Below are 18,654 nucleotides of genomic sequence, written 5' to 3' on the forward strand. Positions count from 1 at the left end.
GGGAAGAGGGAAGAGGGAAGAGGGAAGAGGGAAGAGGGAAGAGGGAAGAGGGAAGAGGGAAGAGGGAAGAGGGAAGAGGGAAGAGGGGGCGCGCGAAAGACTGGTTGTGCGGGGGGCCATGCCCCCGGCGGTGCGGGGGCATGGCGGGCTGTCAGAGCCCGATGGCGGAGGAGGTGGAGCGGCGTGGGTCGGCGCCGCCGAAGAACTTGCCGTCCTCGATGACGATGGATTGAGCGGCGCCCATGGCGGATTGCTGGCTGATGGTGTGACCCTTGCCCTTAAGGAGTTCGATGGTGTCCGGACTGATGCCGGCCTCGATGCGGATCTCGTCGGGCAACCACTGGTGGTGGATGCGCGGCGCGCTGACCGCCGACTGGATGTTCATGTCGTGGTCGATGACATTCATCAACACCTGCAGGGTGGTGGTGATGATGCGCGAGCCGCCGGGGCTGCCGGTGATCAGGAAGTTCTTGCCGTCGCGCTTGACGATGGTCGGTGTCATCGACGAGAGCATGCGCTTGCCGGGTTCCACCTTGTTGGCTTCGCCGCCGATCAGTCCATAGGCATTGGGCACGCCGGGCTTGGCCGAGAAGTCATCCATCTCGTTGTTGAGCAGGAAGCCGGCGCCTTCCACGGCGATACCCGAGCCATAGCTGAAGTTGATGGTGTAGGTGTTGGAGACGGCCAGGCCATTGCCATCGGCGATCGAGAAGTGAGTGGTCTCGTTGGACTCATAAGGCAGCGGCTTGCCCGGCGAGATCTCGCTGCTCGGGGTGGCGGTGTCCATGTCGATCTGCCCGCGTAGCTCGTCGGCATAGCCTTCCGAGGTCAGGCCTTCCAGGGGCACCTCGACGAAGTCGGTATCGCCCAGGTATTTCGAACGGTCGGCATAGGCGCGCTTCATGGCCTCGGCCATCACATGGATGGTGTCGGCAGAGTTGAAGCCCCATTCGCCGATCGGGTACTCCTCTAGGATGTTGAGCATCTGGACGATGTGCACACCGCCCGAGGAGGGTGGGCTCATGGCGTAGATGTCATGGCCGCGGTAGTTGCCGTGGCTAGGCTCGCGAATGGCCGGTTGATAACCGGCCAGGTCTTCCAGGGTGATCAGGCCGTCGTGGCGCTGCATTTCGGCGGCGATCAGTTCAGCGGTCTCGCCCTCGTAGAATTCCCGGGCGCCCTGCTCGGCGATGCGCTTGAGGGTGGCGGCCAGGTCGGGCTGGCGGAAGGTGTCGCCGACTTCATAGGCGCTGCCATCCTCCTTGAAGAACATCTTGCGCGTCGATTCCCATTTTTCCAGCCGCTCGCGGGTATCGTTGACGCCGGCGACGAAGCGTGGCGGTACCTCGAAGCCTTCTTCGGCCAGGCGAATCGCTGGAGCCAGGGCATCGGCCAGGCTCAGGGTGCCGTATTTCTCGAGGGCCAGCGCCAGGCCGGCCACAGTGCCCGGCACACCGGCGGCGCGATGGGTGAAGCGCGACCATTCGGAGACAGCGTTGCCGTCCTCGTCCTGGAACATCGTCTCGGTGGCGGCGGCCGGGGCGGTCTCGCGGTAATCGATGGCGATGACCTCGTCGCTGTTCTCGTCGGAGATCAGCATGAAACCGCCACCGCCGATGTTGCCGGAGCGGGGCTGGGTGACCGCCAGGGCGAAGCCGGCGGTGACGGCGGCATCCACGGCGTTGCCGCCGTTGGCCAGCACATCCCGTGCGACATCCGAGGCCAGGAAGTGGCTGGTCGCCACTATGCCCTGGGTGCCTTCCTGGGGATGGAAGCGTTCGCCTTCCAGAATGGCCGGCTGTGCCATGGCCAGCGGGGTCATCAGCAGGGTGCCGGCGATCAGGCCGGCGACCAGTGGGGTCTTGTTGTAGCGGAACATCGACATCTCCTTGTCTCTCCAGGGGAAGTATTCACTATTGGCGGATATCGATGATTGCGCAAGTCGTAATCCGGGTGATGGATGCTGTTAGAATATCCGCCATTGTGTTCTTCGAATTTCGCCAGGGAGCCCCATGAGCGCCACCACCTCCGACTACCTGATCGCCCCTTCGATCCTGTCTGCCGACTTCGCCCGGCTCGGTGATGAAGTCGATGATGTCCTTGCCTCGGGGGCAGACATCGTGCACTTCGACGTGATGGACAACCACTATGTGCCCAACCTGACCATCGGTCCCATGGTCTGCGAGGCGCTGCGCAAGCACGGCGTGACCGCCCCCATCGACGCCCACCTGATGGTCAAGCCGGTGGACCGGCTGATCGGCGATTTCATCGATGCCGGCGCCAGTTATGTCACCTTCCATCCGGAGGCCACGGAGCATATCGATCGATCGCTGCAGTTGATCCGCGATGGGGGCTGCCGGTCGGGGCTGGTGTTCAATCCCGCCACTCCCCTGCATTTCCTCGATCATGTCATGGACAAGGTCGACATGATCCTGCTGATGAGCGTCAATCCGGGTTTCGGGGGTCAGTCCTTCATCCCCGGCACCCTCGACAAGCTGCGCGAGGTGCGTCGACGCATCGATGCCTCCGGCCGTGCAATTCGTCTGGAAGTCGACGGCGGCATCAAGCCCGACAACATTGCCGAGGTGGCGCGTGCCGGAGCGGATACCTTCGTCGCCGGCTCGGCGGTCTTCAAGGGGCGCAGTACGCAGGATCCGCATCGTTACGAAAGCGTCATGCGCGAATTTCGCCGTGCGCTCGAAGACGCATGAGCGAGCTCGATACTGCGGCCGGGCCATGGCACCTGTACATTCTCGAGACAGCCGACGGCGCCCTCTATACGGGCATCACCACGGATGTGCAGCGGCGCCTGAGCGAGCATCGGGCGGGGCGCGGTGCCAAGGCCCTGCGTGGCAAAGGTCCGCTGCATCTGGTATATCACCAGGCGGTGGGCGAGCATGGCGAAGCGCTGCGCCTGGAGGCAGGCATCAAGCGCCTGTCGGCAAGGGAGAAACGGCGCTGGCTGCTGACGCGCCAGGATGAGCCCTGAGGGCAAGGTGTCGGCAGTCGGTCAACAAGGTGTCGGTCCCGCTCGGGACGCGACAGGCAAGTATTCAAGGAGTCGAGATGGACGCGGATCTGGAACGCATCGTGGAATTTCTGCAGGTGCAGGGCACGAGCTTTGTGATCAACCTGGTGGCGGCGATCGCCATCTTCGTGATCGGGCGCTGGGTGGCCAAGCTGCTGCATCGCCTGGCCGTCAAGTCCATGAAGAAGGCCAAGGCCGACCCACTGGTGGTCACCTTCGTGGGCAATATCCTGTATGTGATGATGATGTTTGCCGTGGTCCTGGCCACCATCAGCCAGATCGGCATTCAGACCACCTCGCTGATCGCCGTCATCGGTGCCGCGGGGCTGGCCGTGGGACTGGCGTTGCAGGGGTCGCTGGCCAATTTCGCCGCCGGCGTGATGGTGGTGCTGTTCCGCCCCTACCGGGTGGGCGACTACATCGAGGGTGGCGGCGTTTCCGGCACCGTCGAGGAAGTGCAGATCTTCAACACCGAGCTCAGCACGCCGGACAATCGGCGCATCATCGTGCCCAACGGTCAGATGATGTCGGATGCCATCACCAACTACTCCTCGCGTTCCACGCGGCGGGTCGACCTGGTCGTGGGCGTCGGCTACAACGATGACATCGACACCGTGCGACGCGTGCTGGAGAGCGTGGTGGCCGACGACAGCCGCGTGCTGGCTGATCCGGCGCCGAACATTCGCATCGGCTCGTTGGGGGACTCCAGTGTCAACTGGATCGTGCGCCCCTGGGTCAATGCGGCGGATTACTGGGATGTCTACTGGGAGATGACCGAGGAAATCAAGCGTCGCTTCGATCGCGAAGGCATCAACATTCCCTTCCCACAGCGCGATGTGCACGTCTACCATCACGGCGACAAGAGCGAGACTGACGTCATCGGCTGAGGTCGGGTCGCACCGACGGCCACTGCGCGAGGCCCGAGTCCCGATCGTTCGGGGCCCGGGCCTATCGCTTATGGGCTGTATGGCGCTTAGGGAAACGCTGAAAAAATTGGCGAGCATCGTGAAGCGCAAGGCGCACGGAGCACAGAAAGCGAGACATAACATTTAGTTAGGCGAGCTTTCGCGCACCGCGTAACGCAGCGATTTGCATGCGCAGGCATTTAAGCAGTGTTTCCTCAGTGGAGCTTCATGCGCGGCTTCAGGAAACGATTCAGCCCATCGACGATGACCATCAGCCCGGTCTTCAGAGTGCCGTGAATGGCGCGCTGGTGCATGCGGTACAGGGAGGCGTAGAAGAATTTCGCCAGGTGGCCCTCGATGAAGAGGCTGCGTGCCGAGGCGCCACGCATCAGGCTACCCACCGCATCAAAATGGGCCAGCGAAATCAGCGAGCCGCGATCACGGAACACGAAGGGCTTGAGCGGTTTGCCCTCGAGCCGTGCGCGCAGGTTCTTGTAGAGCCGGTCGGCCTGCTGGTGAGCCGCCTGGGCGCGCGGCGGTACCTGGGAACCGTCTTCCTGGGGGCAGCTGGCGCAATCGCCCAGGGCGAAGATGTGCGGGTCATCGATGCTCTGCAGGCTGGACTCGACCCTGATGCGGTGGTTGTGCTCGGTGGTCAGGCCCAGCTCCGACAGAAAGGCCGGCGCCTTGATACCGGCCGCCCAGACGCCGAGGTCGGTCTCGATGCGCTGGCCGTCGGCGGTGATGATGGCCGAGGGCTCGATCCGGGTCACGCGGGTCGCGACATGCACCTGCACGCCCAGGCGCTCCAGCTCGCGATGCACCGCCTGACTGATGCGATCGGGCAGGGCGGGGAGAATGCCGGGGGCAGCCTCGATCAAGTGCACTTCCAGGTGATCGCTTTCCAGCTGGGTGACGCCATAGGCATGCAACATCTGGGAGGCATCATACAGCTCCGCGGCGAGCTCGACGCCGGTGGCGCCGGCGCCGACGATACCCACCGCCATCCGGGTGCGCTGGTCATGCCGGGGCGTGTTGTAGCGCAGAAAGGTGTTGAGCATGTCCTTGCGAAACGCTTCGGCCTGGCGCGGGCTGTCGAGAAAATGGCAGTATTCGCCGACGCCCGGGGTGCCGAAGTCATTGCTCACGCTGCCCACCGCGATGACCAGTTCATCGTAGGACAGGCTGCGTGATGGCAGGACCTCATGGCCGTCGTCATCGATGATCGGCGCCAGAGTCAGTTGCCGCGATTCGCGGTCCAGCCCGGTGACGGTGCCGAGCTGGAAGTGATAGCCGTTGGCCCGCGCATGGCCCTGATAGGAAATCTCGTCGAGCCCCGAATCCAGGGCACCGGTGGCGACCTCATGGAGCAGCGGCTTCCAGATATGGGTGGTATGCCGGTCGACCAGCATGATCTCGGCACGCCCGCGTCGGCCCAGGCGTCGTCCCAGGCGGGTCACCAGCTCCAGTCCACCGGCGCCGCCGCCGATGACCACGATTCTTGGTACGCTCATTATCCACAAGCTCCTCGGAAATAGGCCACCAGCATAAGGCCATCGCCATGACATGCCCATGGCCCCGAGGCATTTCATGACAGGAAACCGCCACATGCACCACCTGCTGGATGACATTCGACTGATCTGCTTCGACCTGGACGGCACCCTGGTGGACTCGGTGCCGGACCTGGCGGCAGCGGTCGATGCGGCCCTGTGCGATCTCGGGCTGTCGGCGGCGGGCGAACGGCATGTCAGGGACTGGGTCGGCAATGGTTCGCGGGTGTTGATGGAACGCGCGCTGCGTCACGCCCTGGCCGAGGAACCCGGGGCGTCGCGCCTTGAGCAGGCCCACGATGCCTTTGTGAACCATTATGAGCGGCGCCCCTGCGCGGCAAGCCGGCTCTATCCCGGCGTTTCGGAAGCGCTGCAGCAGCTGCATGCCGCCGGGCTGACGTTGGTGCTGGTGACCAACAAGCCGGCGGCCTTCATCGCGCCGATTCTCGGGCACTTTGGCCTGTCGGGGTACTTTTCGCTCTGCCTGGGCGGCGACAGCCTGCCACGACGCAAGCCCGATCCTCTGCCGTTGACGCATGTTGCCGAGGCCTTCGCGGTTTCCTCGGCGCACTGCCTGATGGTCGGGGACTCCCGCCATGATATCGCGGCGGGCAGGGCGGCCGCGTTCCGCACCCTGGCCGTGCCCTACGGCTACAACCATGGTGAGCCGGTTGCGCTCAGCGGTCCGGATGCCGTGGTTGAATCGCTGGTGGAACTCCTTTAGTTTGAACCTGGCCCGTGCCGCGCATTGGGCCATGCACCCTGAACCCGTATAATCGCCGGACATTCCCGGACTTCCTGCCCTTATGGACCCTCGTATGACGCTGGATGCCCTTGTTCTCCGTGACGCCGTGACCCCGCTCGATCGTCGGGTATTCACCGGCAGTTGGCGATGGTGACGCTGACGCGCCAGGGCGGCCCGAGCGTCGCTTGACCATGCGCTTTTCGCTCCATCGTGAGTTCTTTCTTTACCCGAGGCCCAGGGCAGATGATGACCCCCGAACGTTTTCAGGAGCTGGCCGACGCCGGCTACAACCGTATCCCCGTGACCCGCGAGGTCCTGGCGGATCTCGATACGCCGCTTTCCACCTACCTCAAACTGGCCGACGCGCCCTGGACCTTCCTGCTGGAGTCCGTGCAGGGCGGCGAGAAGTGGGGGCGTTATTCGATCATCGGCCTGCCGTGTCGCGAGCGCATCGAAGTGCGCGGGTTTCATGTCGAACACGTCGTCGACGGCGAGGGCCGCGGAGCCACCGAGGTGGAGGACCCACTGGCCTGGATCGAGGCCTTCCAGGCGCGCTTCAAGGTCCCGCGTCTGGATGACACGCCGCGTTTCGACGGCGGCCTGGTGGGCTATTTCGGCTATGACACCATTCGCTACATCGAGCCCCGCCTGCGGGGCGTGGAAAAGCCCGATCCGCTCGGCGTGCCGGACATCCTGCTGATGGTCTGCGACGACCTGGTGGTCTTCGACAACCTCTCGGGCCGCCTGACGCTCTGGACCCATGCCGATCCCGGTGAGGCCGAGGCCTACGCCCGTTCGATCCAGCGCCTCGACCAGCTCGAGGAGCAGCTGCGCAGCGCCGTGCTGCAGAGTCGCAGTCCCGGTACCGGGCGGTCGAACATCTCCGAGGACGACTTCCATGCCAGCTTCAGCGAGGCCGGCTACAAGGCGGCCGTGGAACGCATCAAGGAATACGTCAAGGCCGGCGACGTCATGCAGTGCGTGCCGTCCCAGCGCATGTCGATTCCCTACCAGGCGCCGCCGCTGGACCTGTATCGCGCCCTGCGCAGCCTCAACCCGTCGCCCTACATGTTCTTCCTCAACCTGGACGACCATCATGTGGTCGGCTCCTCGCCGGAAATCCTCACCCGCCTCGAGGAAGGCGAGGTGACCGTGCGGCCCATCGCCGGCACGCGTCACCGCGGTGCCACCGAGGAAGAGGATCGCGCCCTGGAAGCCGAGCTGCTCAACGATCCCAAGGAAATCGCCGAGCACGTCATGCTCATCGATCTCGGCCGCAACGATGTGGGGCGCATCAGCGAGCCGGGCTCGGTGACGGTCACCGACAACATGGCCGTCGAGCGTTATTCGCATGTCATGCACATCGTCTCTCAGGTCACCGGGCGTCTGCGCTCGGGCATGACGGCGATGGACGCGCTGCGTGCCACCTTCCCGGCGGGTACCCTGTCCGGGGCTTCCAAGGTACGTGCCATGGAAGTCATCGACGAGCTCGAGCCGGTCAAGCGTGGTATCTACTCCGGGGCCGTCGGCTATATTTCGTGGCACGGCAACATGGATACCGCCATCGCCATTCGCACCGCCGTGATCAAGGATGGCGAGCTGCATGTCCAGGCCGGTGGCGGCATCGTCGCCGACTCCGATCCCGATGACGAATGGCAGGAAACCATCAACAAGCGGCGCGCCCTGTTCCGGGCGGTGGCCATGGCCGAGCGGGGACTCGACAACCTCTAGGCCGAAGGCGCCCGAGAGCGCCTTGACAGGCATGAGCGCGCCGCACACTATAGCGAGCATGATGTATTTCGCGATGACCTCAGTGACGCAGTGGCGCCTCCAGTATTGAAGGGGCGGCGTGCGTGTGTCTGAGCAATAGTGCCGCCCGCGAGGCGGCATTTTTGTATCTGCTGGCTCGCGGCAACCCTCGGGCATGTCGAGTCATCATGAGCAACCGAAGGTCTTGGGCCTTTATAAGCCCGATTGATATCAGGAGTGTATGCCCGACATGATCGTGATGATCGATAACTACGACAGCTTCACCTTCAACATCGTCCAGTACCTCGGCGAGCTGGGGCAGGACGTGCGCACCTATCGCAACGATGCCATCAGCGTCGCCGACATCGAAGCCCTGTCGCCGAGCCACCTGGTGATTTCCCCCGGGCCCTGCACCCCGAACGAGGCCGGCATCTCCATGCAGGCCGTGCGCCACTTCGCCGGTCGTTTGCCGATCCTGGGCATCTGCTTGGGTCACCAGGCCATCGGCCAGGTGTTCGGCGGGGATGTGCAGCGTGCGCCTGACGTCATGCATGGCAAGACCTCGGCGATCCGGCATGATGGGCGCGGCGTGTTCAGCGGGCTCGACAATCCGCTTGAGGTGACGCGCTATCATTCGCTGGTCGTTGCCCGCGAAGGCTTGCCGGAGTGTCTCGAGGTCACCGCCTGGACGCCGGACGACGACATCACCCCGGGGTTGATCATGGGCCTGCGTCACCGCGAGCTGGACATCGAGGGCGTACAGTTTCATCCCGAGTCGATCCTCACGCGTCAGGGACACGAGCTGTTGACCAATTTTCTCGAGCGTCGATAAGGCGTTGGATCACGGTTAGGAGAGAGCTGCCATGCAGATGCGAGACGTCCTTGGCGCGTTGATGCGCCGGGAAAACTTGAGCTATGAGGCGACCCATGGGGCCATGACGGCCATCATGACCGGCGAGGCCTCCGAGGCCCAGGTCGCCGCCTTCCTGATGGGCATGGCGATGAAGGGCGAGTCGGCCGAGGAAATCAGCGCCGCGGCACAGGTCATGCGCGAGCTGATGAAGCCGGTGACTCTGGGCGTGGACAATGTGGTCGACATCGTCGGCACGGGAGGCGATGGCGCCAACCTCTTCAATGTCTCCACGGCCTCCAGCTTCGTGGCCGCCGCCGGCGGGGCGCATGTCGCCAAGCATGGCAATCGCGGGGTGTCGTCCTCGTCAGGCAGTGCGGACCTGTTCTCGGTGGCGGGCATCGGGCTCGACCTGTCGCCGGAGCAGGTCGGCCGCTGCATCGAGGAGGTCGGGGTCGGCTTCATGTTCGCCCCCAACCACCATCCCGCCATGCGCCACGCCGTGGGACCGCGTCGCGAGATGGGCGTGCGGACCCTGTTCAACATCCTCGGCCCCCTGACCAACCCGGCGGGGGCACCGAACCAGTTGCTCGGCGTCTACTCGGCATCGCTGGTGCCGCTGATGGCCGAGGTCATGCGGCGTCTCGGCAGTCGGCACGTGCTGGTGGTATGCGCCGAGGACGGCCTGGACGAGATTTCTCTGGCCGCGCCGACTCGGGTGGCCGAGCTCAAGGATGGCGAGATTCACGAGTATCGCATCACGCCGGAGGATTTCGGCATCGAACGTCAGTCGCTGGAGGCGCTGAAGGTCCAGACCGCCGAGGACAGCCTGCGCCTGGTCGAGCAGTCGCTGGTGGGCGAGGGGCCGGCGGCCGATATCGTCGCCCTGAATGCCGGTGGCGCCCTCTATGCCTCGGGGATCGCCGATACCCTCAAGGAAGGCGTGGCCCTGGCGCAGGATGCCCAGGGCTCCAAGCTGGCCCGTGAGAAGCTCCGGGAACTGGCCAACTTCACCCGGGTCTTTGCCCAATAGGCGCCGTTCAGGAGCATGACATGACGACCCCCACCATTCTGACCCGTATCCTGGAGCGCAAGGACGCCGAAGTCGCCGAGCGCCGCCGGGCAGTCTCCGAGCGTGAACTGCTGACCCTGGCCGAACGCATGACGGCGACGCGCGGCTTCATCGACGCCCTGGATGTACGCATGCGCGACGGCGACCCGGCGGTGATCGCCGAGATCAAGAAGGCCTCGCCCTCCCGCGGGGTGATCCGCGAAACCTATGTGCCGGCGGACATCGCCGCCAGTTACGCCGCCGGTGGGGCCGCTTGCCTGTCGGTGCTGACCGATGCCGACTTCTTCCAGGGTCATGAGGATGACCTGATCGCCGCCCGCGATGCCTGCTCACTGCCGGTGATCCGCAAGGACTTCATCACCCACGCCTATCAAGTCAGCGAAGCCCGCGCCATCGGCGCCGACTGTATCCTCCTGATCGTCGCCGCGCTCGACGACGCTCGGCTGGCGGACCTGCACCGCCAGGCCACCGAGCTCGGCATGGATGTGCTGGTCGAGGTGCATGATGCCCGCGAACTGGAGCGTGCGCTGGCGCTGGACCTGGGGCTGGTGGGGATCAACAATCGCGACCTGCACACCTTCGAGACACGGCTCGACACCACGCTCGAGCTGCTGGGGCGCGTACCCGCCGGCGTGACGGTGATCACCGAATCCGGCATTCACAGCCGCGACGACATCCTGCGCATGCGGGAACACGATGTGCACGGCTTCCTGGTCGGCGAAGCCTTCATGCGTGAGGAGTCTCCGGGGGAGTCGCTGCGGCGTCTTTTTTTCTAAGCCTCCAGCTCCTGCCGTGCCTCGACCCGGCCGCCGGCCCACCAGGCTGCGTGCCGACACAACGCCGACCCGAGGGTCGGCAGCGGTGCGGCCTCAGGAAATCAGCGGTGCTTCCATCTCCGGCGAGTCGGCATAGACCAGGCTGACCAGGGTGTCGCCGCGCTTGGGCGTCAGCCCGTTCTCGGCCGTGGCCAGGCGCAGCCGGCCGGACTGGCCGATGCACAGCAGTGGCAGGCAGCGCCCGGCATGGCGGCGCTTGAGATTTTCCAGCCGTGTCTTCTCGGTGCAGTGAGTGCGCTGCATTTCGCCGCCTTCGGCGACCAGGCGCGACAGCCGGGCATAGGTCACATCGCGGCCGAAGAGCAGGGGCAGATGGCTCAGTGCCTGGCCATGCGGGCGGTTGCCGCTGCGCCCTTCGTCGACGGCCAGGCGGAAGACGCGTTCGCGCCCCAGCAGGTGCTCGAAGTGCAGGCTGGCCATGTCGTTGAGCTCGCGGTAGGGCGAAAGCGGCAGCAGATAGCCGATATTGCTCAGTTCCAGGTGCTGGGCCGCGTGTTCCGAGAGCGGGTCGCCGAAGTAGGTGGTCAGCCCCAGCGCCTTGGCCTCCTGGATGGCATCCCAGTTGCTGTCGGTGAGCACCACGCTGACCCCGGCCGAACGCAGCTGCTGGCCGATCTGGCGAGCCACCGGATTGGCACCAATGATCAGCACGCCATCCGGTGACGGCCGCTGCACGCCCAGCCAGCGGGCCAGTGGCCGGGACAGCAGACTCTGACCGACCACGGTGCTGATGATCACCAGGAAGGTGACCGGCACCAGCATCTCGGCGCCGGGCATGTCGAGTTCTTCCAGGCGCAGGGCGAACAACGAGGCCGTAGCGGCGGCGACGATGCCGCGCGGCGAGATAAAGGCCAGCAGGACCTTCTCACGGTTCTCCAGCCGGCTGCCCAGAGTACAGACCCAGACCATCAGCGGCCTGGCCACGCCGAGCAGCACGAACAGGAAGGCCCAGGCCTGCCAGTCCAGCAGGGCCAACTGATCCACGGTCAGGCGCGCCGCCAGCAGGATGAACAGCCCCGAGATCAACAGGACCGACAACGTTTCCTTGAACTCGATGATCGGCCGGGTCGGCACGCCGCGCATGTTGGCCAGCCAGGCGCCCATGACGGTGACGGTCAGCAGGCCGGATTCATGAAACAGCAGGTTGGAGATCGAGAACAGCGTCAGCATCATCATCAGGGTGCCGAAGCTGTGCAGTTGGCGGGGCAACCAGTGGCGGCGCAGGATCAGGCCCCACAGATAGCCGCCGCCGATGCCCAGGCCGAAGCCGATCAGGGCGGTCTTGCCGAACAGTACCAGGGTGTGGGTGGCGGCGCCGGTGGCCCCGGACCCCAGGGCGACGTACTCATAGACCAGCACGGCGCCGATGGCGCCCACCGGGTCGATCAGGATGCCTTCCCAGCGCAGTATCTGGGTCAGGTGCTGACGGGCCCCCAGCGTCTGCAGCATGGGCAGGATCACCGTCGGGCCCGTGACCACCAGCAGGGCGCCCAGCACGCTGGCCATTTCCCAGGATAGTGAAAGCAGAAAGTGGGCGGCGATGGTGCCGATGACGGCGGTGATCAGGGCGCCCCAGGTGACCAGGCGTCGAACTGTGCGGCCGTGCCCGCCCAGTTCGCGGAAGTCCAGTGTCAGGCTGCCCTCGAACAGAATGACGGCCACGGCCAGCGAGACCAACGGAAACAGCAGATCGCCGAACAGCGCGTCGGGATTCAACAGCCCGCTGACCGGACCCGCCGCGATGCCGGCGACCAGCAACATCAGAATGGCCGGCAGCCTCAACTGCCACGCAAGCCATTGGCAGATCAGCGCCAGCAGGCCGATCACCGCCAGGTCGAAGCCGGCATGCTCCATGGGGTCGCACTCCATCGGTTCGGGGCGTATGGGGGGCCGCGCAGCCTATCGTCGTCGGCCACAACATGCAATCCATCCCCCGGTCTGCTACCGCTGGCCGTCGAGCGGCACTGCCTGGAAGCCCCGGATGGCGGCCTATGACCGGGAAACGGTCGTCGCTTCGGGCGCTTGTTGCAGTGCCGTCAGCAGGCCCTGCAGTGGATGCGGCAGGCTGGTCTGCGAGAGGCGCCGGGCCTGGCTGCGGCAGGAATAGCCGGTGGCCAGCAGGCGCCCCTGGAGTTCCGTCGCCTCGACCCTGGGTTGCCAGGACTGGGCATAGATGGTCTTCGAGGTCTCGAGGTTGCGGGCCTCGTGACCATAGGTGCCGGACATGCCGCAGCACCCCGAGGACAGCACCTCCAGGTCGAGGCCGAAGGCACTAAAGATGCGCTGCCATTGCGTGGGGGCCTCCGGCAGGCTGGTCTTTTCCGTGCAGTGGGCCAGCAGGCGGAAGCCGGGGTCGGCGAGTGCCGGCATGTCGTCGGCGAACCGGGCGGCATGCTCGGCGAGCCACTCGCTGAGCAGCTGTACCTCGGGCACCTTCTCGGCGCTCAGTGTCTTCACGTATTCCTGGCGATAGGTCAGGGTCATGGCCGGGTCGATGCCCACCAGGGGCACGCCGAAGTCGGCCAGTGCCGTGAGGCGCTCGGCCTGTTTCTCGGCGGTGCGCGCGAAGGCGCCCAGAAAGCCCTGGACGTGCATGGGCTTGCCGTTGGCGGCATAGGGGGCAACGAAGACGGTCACGCCAAGGCGCTGCAGCAGTTCGATGATGTCGCGGGCCACGCCGGCCTCGAAGTAGCGCGTGAAGGCATCCTGGACGAGAATCACGCTGCGCGCTTTCTGAGCGGCGGTCAGTCGGCTCAGGCTGGTCGGTGTGGCGGCTGGTACGCCCCAGGCCGTCAGTTGCTTGTCCAGGCGTGCCCGGGAAAGCATTGGGCTGTCGACCATGCCCAGGGGGCCGGCCAGCAATTTGTTGACTGTCCGGTTGCCGAGCGCGGCGTTGTACAGTGGTGCCAGGCGCGACAGGCTCGGGGCCATGAACTCCAGGCCGCCGATCAGGTAATCCCGCGGCGGGCGCAGGTAGCGACCGTGGTAGACCTCGAGAAACTGCGAGCGGAAGGCCGGCACATTGACCTTGACCGGGCATTGGCTGGCGCAGGACTTGCAGGCCAGGCAGCCGGCCATGGCCTCGTGCACCTCGTGGGAGAAGTCCTTCTCGCCGCGCCGTCGGGCCAGGGTGTTGCGCGCCCGGCGCGGGAAGTCGCGCACGAAGCGCCACATGCCTGCGCGCTTGTGCCGGTGCGCTTCTTCCACCACGTCGACACCGGCCTCGCCCTGGCGACGCAGCCATTCGCGCATCAAACTGGCGCGTCCCTTGGGCGAGTGAATGCGCTGGCGTGTGGCTTTCCAGGACGGGCACATGGCATCGTCCGGGTCATGGTTGTAGCAGGCGCCATTGCCGTTGCAGTGGACCGCATCGGCGTGAGCCTGCCAGACATGCGGCGCGATGCGGCGGTCGAGCTGGCCGCGGGTCGGTACGCCATCGATGGTCAGAAGCCCTGGGTCGACCCATTTGACGGGTTGCTCATCATTGCCTCCTTCCGGAGCAGATGTGTTGGCCAGGGCATCATGCTCGGCCGAGGGAGCTCTACCCGCGTCGCCGGGCGGGATAAAGAGCGGGGTGGCAATCTTGCCCGGGTTGAGCTGGTTGTGCGGGTCGAAGGCGGCCTTGAGACGCTGCAGGCTGGGATACAGCGGGCCGAAGAAGGCAGGGGCGTATTCCGAGCGCACGCCCTTGCCGTGCTCGCCCCACAGCAGGCCGCCGTAGCGCCGGGTGAGCTCGGCGACGGCATCCGAGAGAGGGCGGATCAGGGCTTCCTGGGCCGGGTCCTTCATGTCGATGGCCGGACGCACGTGCAGCACTCCGGCGTCGACATGGCCGAACATGCCGTATTCAAGGTCATGGCTGTCCAGCAGGGCGCGAAATTCGGCGATGTAGTCGGCGAGAACCTCCGGGGGAACCGCCGTGTCCTCGACGAAGGGAATCGGGCGTTTCTCGCCCTGGACATTGCCGAGCAGGCCCACGGCGCGCTTGCGCATGGCGTAGACGCGCTGGATGGCCGCGCGTCCCTCGGCCAGGGTCTGGCCCAGGCGCGGCACCCTGGTGTCATCGCTCAGGTGGCGGCAGAAGGCCTCGACGCGGCCGGCCAGCCGCTCGGGGTCGTCGTCGTTGAACTCGACCAGGTTGATGCCGTCCACGGGCGTGGCGCCATCTTCCGGAAAGAATTCGGCGACGCTGTCCCAGACCATGTCCCCCTTGGCCAGGCCGAGCACCTTGCTGTCCACCGTCTCGATGGAGGTCGGCGCAGCGTCACTGGCCATCAGCGCCTCGGCGTCGCGCAGGGCGTCCATGAAGCCGGCGTAGCGCACGTTGACCAGAGTAGAGTGTCGGGGGATCGGCAGCACCTTGAGTACCGCCTCGCTGGTAAAGGCCAGCGAACCTTCGGCACCACACAGCACGCTGTTGAGGTCGAAGCGGCCGTCCGCGGTGCGTAGGTGCGCCAGGTCATAGCCGGTCAGGCAGCGGTTGAGCGGCGGGAAGGTCTCGTCGATGCGCTGGCGTTCGTTGTCGATGATCGCCCGGGCCTGGCGGTGCACGCGGCCGACGGCGTCCTCGCGTGCGCACAGCGCATCGAGCTCGGCCTCGCTGACCGGGCGGCTCGCCAGGCGTTCGCCGCCGAGCAGCACGCTGTCGAGTTCGAGCACGTGGTTGCGGGTCTTGCCGTATTCGCGGCTCCCCTGGCCGCTGGCGTCGGTGGCGATCATGCCACCGATGGTGGCGCGATTGGAGGTCGAGAGCTCCGGGGCGAAGAACAGGCCATGGGGCTTGAGGGCGGCGTTGAGCTGGTCCTTGACCACGCCGGCCTGGACGCGCACCCGCTGATTCTCGACGTCGATGTCGAGGATGGCATTCATGTGCCGCGAGACATCGATCATCAGGCCATTGGTGAGCGACTGGCCATTGGTGCCAGTGCCACCACCGCGCGGCGCCATGACGATGTCGCGGTAGGCGTCCTGCCCGGCCAGGCTCGCCAGACACTCGAGATCGCTGACATCGCGCGGGTACAGCACGGCCCGGGGCAGGCGCTGATAGATGGAGTTGTCGGTGGCCAGCACGGTGCGGTTGGCGTCGTCCGCGGCGATCTCGCCGGCGAAGCCGGCCGCGCGCAGGGCCTCGAGGAAGGCCTGATAATGTTCGGCGTGCGCATCCGACGAGGCGTCACGGGGGTCCAGTCGTGCGATCATTATGGGATATCGGTCATGGCGCCGTCCTGCGCTGCTCACGGGTGGCATGCAGCAGACGGGCGGGAAATGAGGGTGCACTCGATGCACATTACTTTACCGTGCCAGGACGCCGGCGCCCACCCCGACCCCGGGATATCATCCATCACGGGAGCGGAGTGACGCTCTCGGGCGGGTCTCTGGGGCCGCCCCGGCGGCGTGGCACCCGGGCAGGGTTTTGCCTACAATGGGCGCTTTCGTTTGCCGCTATTTCTCATCGACGGACAGGTTTCCATGCTCGATCCCAAACTGCTGCGCAGCGACCCCGACGGCGTCGCCCAACGACTGGCCAAGCGGGGCTTCGCTCTCGATACCGACCAACTGGCCGCTCTGGAATCCCGGCGCCGGGAGCTTCAGTCGGAGACCGAACGCCTGCAGAACGAGCGCAACACCCGCTCCAAGGCGATCGGCCAGGCCAAGGCCCAGGGCGAGGATATTCAGCCGTTGCTTGACGAGGTCAGCGATCTGGGCGAGCGACTGGATGCCGCCAAGGCGCGCCTCGCCGAGGTTCAGGCGGAGTGGGATGAGCTGGTCAGCGGGCTGCCCAATCTGCCTCACGAGAGCGTGCCCGAGGGCGACGACGAGGACGACAACGTCGAAGTGCATCGCTGGGGCACGCCGCGCCACTTCGATTTCGACGTGCAGGATCATGTCGACCTGGGGGCACGGACCGGCCAGCTGGATTTCGATCTGGCCACCAAGCTCACCGGGGCCCGCTTCGCCGTGATGCGCGGCAGTGTGGCGCGGCTGCACCGGGCCCTGACGCAGTTCATGCTCGACACCCAGACCCTCGAGCATGGCTACGAAGAGTGCTATGTGCCTTACATGGTCAATGATGATTCCCTCTTCGGGACCGGCCAGTTGCCGAAGTTCGGCGAGGATCTGTTCCGCCTCGAAGACGAACGGGGCTATCGGCTGATTCCCACCGCCGAGGTGCCGCTGACCAACTTTGCCCGCGACGAGATCTTCGAGCACAAGCAGCTGCCCGTGCGGCTCACCGCGCATACCCCCTGCTTCCGCAGTGAGGCGGGCTCGCATGGTCGCGATACCCGCGGCATGATTCGCCAGCATCAGTTCGACAAGGTCGAGATGGTGCAACTGGTCGACCCTTCCACCAGTTACGACAGCCTGGAAGAAATGCGGGGTCATGCCGAGACCCTGCTGCAGGCGCTGGCGTTGCCTTACCGTGTGGTGACGCTATGCACCGGCGACATGGGGGCCGGGGCCGCCAAGACCTATGACCTGGAGGTCTGGCTGCCCAGTCAGGCGGCGTATCGCGAGATTTCCTCCATCTCCAACTGCGAGGACTACCAGGCCCGGCGCATGCAGGCGCGCTTCCGTCATCCCGACGAGAAGAAGCCGCAACTGCTGCACACCCTGAATGGCTCCGGCCTGGCGGTGGGGCGCTGCCTGATCGCCGTCATGGAGAACCACCAGAACGCCGACGGCTCGATCACTGTGCCCGAGGCATTGCGCCCTTATATGGGGGGCGTGGAGACGATCAACGTCTCCTGAAGCGGGCGTCTCAGGAGGCCTCGACCGCGATCATGCCGGCGCGGCGCTGTTGCTGTTGTGCCAGCGCCCAGCGCACATGCTCGCGTACCAGGTCGGACGGGTAGGCCAGGCGGGCCCGCAGGGCGGATTCGACGCGCTCGCTCCAGGGCGCGTTGCCCAGTCCGACCGCCAGGTTGCGCAGCCAGCGTTCGTAGCCGATGCGGCGAATGGGGCTACCGGCGGTCTTGTCGAGGAACTCTTCCTCGCTCCAGCTGAACAGCCGGGTCAGCTCGGCCCGGTCAAGGTCATGACGGGGCGCGAAGTCGGGCTCGTCACTGACCCGGGTGAAGCGCGTGAAGGGGCAGACCAGCTGGCAGTCGTCGCAGCCGAATACTCGATTGCCCATGGCGGCCCGGAATTCCTCGGGGATCGCGCCATGCAGCTCGATGGTCAGGTAGGAAATGCAGCGCCGCGAGTCGACCACGCGATCCTCGACGATGGCATCGGTGGGGCAGGCCGTGCGGCAGGCGCTGCAGCTGCCGCAATGCGCGCCGGCGTAGGGCGGGTCCACGGGTAACGGCAGATCGGTATAGAGTTCGCCGAGGAAGAACAGCGAACCGGCCTGGGGGTTGAGAATCATGGCGTTCTTGCCCACCCAGCCGATGCCGGCCTTGCGGGCCAGGGCGCGTTCCATGACCGGTGCCGAGTCGACGAAGGCGCGGTAGCCGAAGGGGCCGATCTCGGCCTCGATCTGCTTGGCCAGGGTGCCGAGCCGCTTGCGCATCAGCTTGTGGTAGTCGCGACCCAGCGCATAACGCGAGATGTAGGCTTTCTCGGGCTGGGCCAGGGTGCGGGTGGTCTCGACCTCCGGTGGCAGGTAGTCGAGGCGCACGCTGATCACGCGCAGCGTGCCAGGCACCAGCTCCTCGGGGCGGGTGCGTTTGGTGCCGTGTTTGGCCATGAAGTGCATTTCGCCCTGGTAGCCGAGGTCCAGCCAGCGTTGCAGGCGCACCTCATCCTCGGCGAGGTCCACGTCGGTGATCCCGACCTGCTGGAAGCCCAGTTCACGCCCCCAGGTCTTGATCGAGCTGGCCAGGGCCTCGAGATCGGGAGTGGCGGCGTCCTTGGCAGACGGCTGAGACATGATTGTGAAAACACCACGCAGGATGGCGCCGCGACGCTTGGCGTCG

General features: G+C 65.7%; 14 protein-coding genes. 9 read left to right on the plus strand and 5 right to left on the minus strand.

Features of this window, described 5'->3' with window-relative positions:
* Positions 1-151: 151 nt before the first annotated feature.
* Entirely contained in the window at positions 152-1,879 is a 1,728-nt protein-coding gene (ggt, locus tag HHA01_RS02165) for a gamma-glutamyltransferase (protein ID WP_141317469.1), read from the minus strand.
* 133 nt (positions 1,880-2,012) lie between these two features.
* Between ggt and rpe the strand changes: the two genes are divergently transcribed.
* The 3 genes from rpe to HHA01_RS02180 all read left to right on the plus strand — a co-directional run bounded on the left by rpe (position 2,013) and on the right by HHA01_RS02180 (position 3,915).
* Positions 2,013-2,711, plus strand: coding sequence for a ribulose-phosphate 3-epimerase (rpe, locus tag HHA01_RS02170; protein WP_141317470.1), 699 nt, complete (start codon positions 2,013-2,015; stop codon positions 2,709-2,711).
* Positions 2,708-2,989: a GIY-YIG nuclease family protein gene (locus HHA01_RS02175; RefSeq protein ID WP_141317471.1), complete on the plus strand. Its 282-nt coding sequence runs from the start codon at positions 2,708-2,710 to the stop codon at positions 2,987-2,989. Before rpe ends, HHA01_RS02175 begins: the two co-directional genes overlap by 4 nt.
* A gap of 77 nt (positions 2,990-3,066) precedes the next feature.
* Positions 3,067-3,915: a mechanosensitive ion channel family protein gene (locus HHA01_RS02180; RefSeq protein ID WP_141317472.1), complete on the plus strand. Its 849-nt coding sequence runs from the start codon at positions 3,067-3,069 to the stop codon at positions 3,913-3,915.
* Positions 3,916-4,148: 233 nt separating this feature from the next.
* On the opposite strand, the gene HHA01_RS02185 is transcribed toward HHA01_RS02180, so the two are convergent.
* Positions 4,149-5,447, minus strand: coding sequence for an NAD(P)/FAD-dependent oxidoreductase (locus tag HHA01_RS02185; RefSeq protein WP_141317473.1), 1,299 nt, complete (start codon positions 5,445-5,447; stop codon positions 4,149-4,151).
* 94 nt (positions 5,448-5,541) lie between these two features.
* Between HHA01_RS02185 and HHA01_RS02190 the strand changes: the two genes are divergently transcribed.
* The 5 genes from HHA01_RS02190 to trpC all read left to right on the plus strand — a co-directional run bounded on the left by HHA01_RS02190 (position 5,542) and on the right by trpC (position 10,675).
* Positions 5,542-6,207 carry a phosphoglycolate phosphatase gene (locus HHA01_RS02190; protein WP_141317474.1) on the plus strand — a complete coding sequence of 222 codons (666 nt, stop codon included), beginning with the start codon at positions 5,542-5,544 and terminating at the stop codon, positions 6,205-6,207.
* Positions 6,208-6,474: 267 nt separating this feature from the next.
* Complete coding sequence (gene trpE / locus HHA01_RS02195; protein ID WP_141317578.1) at positions 6,475-7,959, plus strand: anthranilate synthase component I; 1,485 nt, start codon at positions 6,475-6,477, stop codon at positions 7,957-7,959.
* A gap of 268 nt (positions 7,960-8,227) precedes the next feature.
* Positions 8,228-8,809 carry an anthranilate synthase component II gene (locus tag HHA01_RS02200; RefSeq protein WP_141317579.1) on the plus strand — a complete coding sequence of 194 codons (582 nt, stop codon included), beginning with the start codon at positions 8,228-8,230 and terminating at the stop codon, positions 8,807-8,809.
* A 31-nt stretch (positions 8,810-8,840) separates the two neighbouring features.
* Complete coding sequence (gene trpD, locus HHA01_RS02205; protein ID WP_141317475.1) at positions 8,841-9,860, plus strand: anthranilate phosphoribosyltransferase; 1,020 nt, start codon at positions 8,841-8,843, stop codon at positions 9,858-9,860.
* 20 nt (positions 9,861-9,880) lie between these two features.
* Positions 9,881-10,675 carry an indole-3-glycerol phosphate synthase TrpC gene (trpC, locus tag HHA01_RS02210; RefSeq protein WP_141317476.1) on the plus strand — a complete coding sequence of 265 codons (795 nt, stop codon included), beginning with the start codon at positions 9,881-9,883 and terminating at the stop codon, positions 10,673-10,675.
* Between the two features lie 93 nt (positions 10,676-10,768).
* Here trpC and HHA01_RS02215 read toward each other — a convergent pair whose 3' ends face one another.
* Entirely contained in the window at positions 10,769-12,589 is a 1,821-nt protein-coding gene (locus HHA01_RS02215; RefSeq protein ID WP_141317477.1) for a cation:proton antiporter, read from the minus strand.
* A gap of 135 nt (positions 12,590-12,724) precedes the next feature.
* Positions 12,725-15,934: an FAD-binding and (Fe-S)-binding domain-containing protein gene (locus tag HHA01_RS02220; RefSeq protein WP_141317478.1), complete on the minus strand. Its 3,210-nt coding sequence runs from the start codon at positions 15,932-15,934 to the stop codon at positions 12,725-12,727.
* Positions 15,935-16,204: 270 nt separating this feature from the next.
* On the opposite strand from HHA01_RS02220, the gene serS reads away from it, so the two are divergent.
* Positions 16,205-17,485, plus strand: a complete 1,281-nt coding sequence (gene serS / locus HHA01_RS02225) for a serine--tRNA ligase (protein ID WP_141317479.1) — start codon at positions 16,205-16,207, stop codon at positions 17,483-17,485.
* 10 nt (positions 17,486-17,495) lie between these two features.
* On the opposite strand, the gene queG is transcribed toward serS, so the two are convergent.
* Positions 17,496-18,608 (minus strand): tRNA epoxyqueuosine(34) reductase QueG, encoded by a 1,113-nt coding sequence (gene queG, locus HHA01_RS02230; RefSeq protein WP_141317580.1) that lies wholly within the window; start codon positions 18,606-18,608, stop codon positions 17,496-17,498.
* Positions 18,609-18,654 lie beyond the last annotated feature (46 nt).

The organism is Halomonas halmophila (assembly GCF_006540005.1).
Lineage (GTDB): Bacteria > Pseudomonadota > Gammaproteobacteria > Pseudomonadales > Halomonadaceae > Halomonas > Halomonas halmophila.